The sequence below is a fragment of the Kitasatospora putterlickiae genome (assembly GCF_039527695.1).
In the GTDB taxonomy this organism is placed as follows: domain Bacteria; phylum Actinomycetota; class Actinomycetes; order Streptomycetales; family Streptomycetaceae; genus Kitasatospora; species Kitasatospora putterlickiae.
This window is the reverse complement of the sequence record NZ_BAAAKJ010000360.1, coordinates 4,417-5,805: the sequence shown is the minus strand read 5'-3', so window position 1 is coordinate 5,805 and position 1,389 is coordinate 4,417. Positions and strand designations below refer to the sequence as shown.

Genomic DNA, 1,389 nt, shown 5'->3' with positions numbered 1-1,389 from the left:
GTGCGCAGGTGTGCACGACCGGCAGAACGGGACTTCCGCCCAGACGCGGGGTGTCCCCGGATGCCGGACAATGGAGACGGTGCACGGCCAGAAGGCCGGTGCCGAACCGCGTGAGGGCAATGGTGTTGCCCGATCCGCGGTGGAGATGAAGCAGCAGAAGGAGTCACCACGATGGCGAACCAGCCTCAGGACCGTCCCGAGCGTCGATCGGACGACGGCCGCGGCTACGAGCCCCGGTCTCGCGGGGGCTGGTCGAACGACCGTGGTCCGCGCCGCGATGACCGCCGCGACGACCGCCGCGATGACCGTGGCGGCGACCGCGGTGGGTTCCGCCGTGACGACCGCCCCTCCGGTGGCTATGGCGGCCGTGACCGTGACGACCGTGGTGGCGACCGCGGTGGGTTCCGCCGTGACGACCGCCCCTCCGGTGGCGGCTTCCGTCGCGATGACCGTCCGGGTGGGTTCGACCGGGGTGGCCGTGACGACCGTGGCGGGTTCCGTCGCGATGACCGTCCGGCCGGCGGTGGCTTCCGCCGCGATGACCGCCCCTCCGGCGGGTACGGCGGTCGTGACCGTGACGACCGTGGTGGCGACCGTGGCGGTTTCCGCCGTGACGACCGTCCGGCCGGTGGCGGCTTCCGTCGCGATGACCGTCCGGGTGGGTTCGACCGGGGTGGCCGTGACGACCGTCCGCGCCGCGACGACCGCCGCGATGACCGTGGCGGCGACCGCGGCGGTTTCCGCCGGGACGACCGCCCCTCCGGTGGCTACGGCGGTCGTGACCGTGACGACCGTGGTGGCGACCGCGGCGGCTTCCGCCGTGACGACCGTCCGGCCGGTGGCGGCTTCCGTCGCGATGACCGTCCGGGTGGGTTCGACCGGGGTGGCCGTGACGACCGTGGCGGGTTCCGTCGCGATGACCGTCCGGCCGGTGGCGGCTTCCGTCGCGATGACCGTCCGGGTGGGTTCCGTCGTGACGACCGTGACGACCGTCCGCGCCGTGAGGACCGTCCGTTCCGTGACCGTGACGACCGTGGTGGCGACCGCGGTGGCTTCCGCCGGGACGACCGCCCCTCCGGCGGGTACGGCGGTCGTGACCGTGACGACCGTGGTGGCGACCGCGGCGGCTTCCGCCGTGACGACCGCCCGGCCGGTGGCGGCGGCTTCCGCCGTGATGACCGTCCGGGTGGGTTCCGTCGTGACGACCGTGACGACCGTCCGCGCCGCGATGACCGTGGTGGCGACCGCGGCGGGTTCCGTCGCGACGACCGCCCCTCCGGCGACCGCGGCGGGTTCCGTCGCGACGACCGCCCCTCCGGCGACCGGGGCGGCTTCCGCCGTGACGACCGCCCGTCCGGCGACCGTGGCGGCTACCGGGGCGGGCGCGGC

The 1,389-nt window shown here is 75.2% G+C and carries 1 protein-coding gene; it reads left to right on the top strand.

Going from position 1 to position 1,389, the window contains the following annotated elements; genetic code table 11:
- Positions 1 to 171: 171 nt before the first annotated feature.
- A partial coding sequence (locus ABD308_RS32680) for a hypothetical protein (protein WP_344343139.1) occupies positions 172 to 1,389 on the top strand: 1,218 nt, incomplete at its 3' end.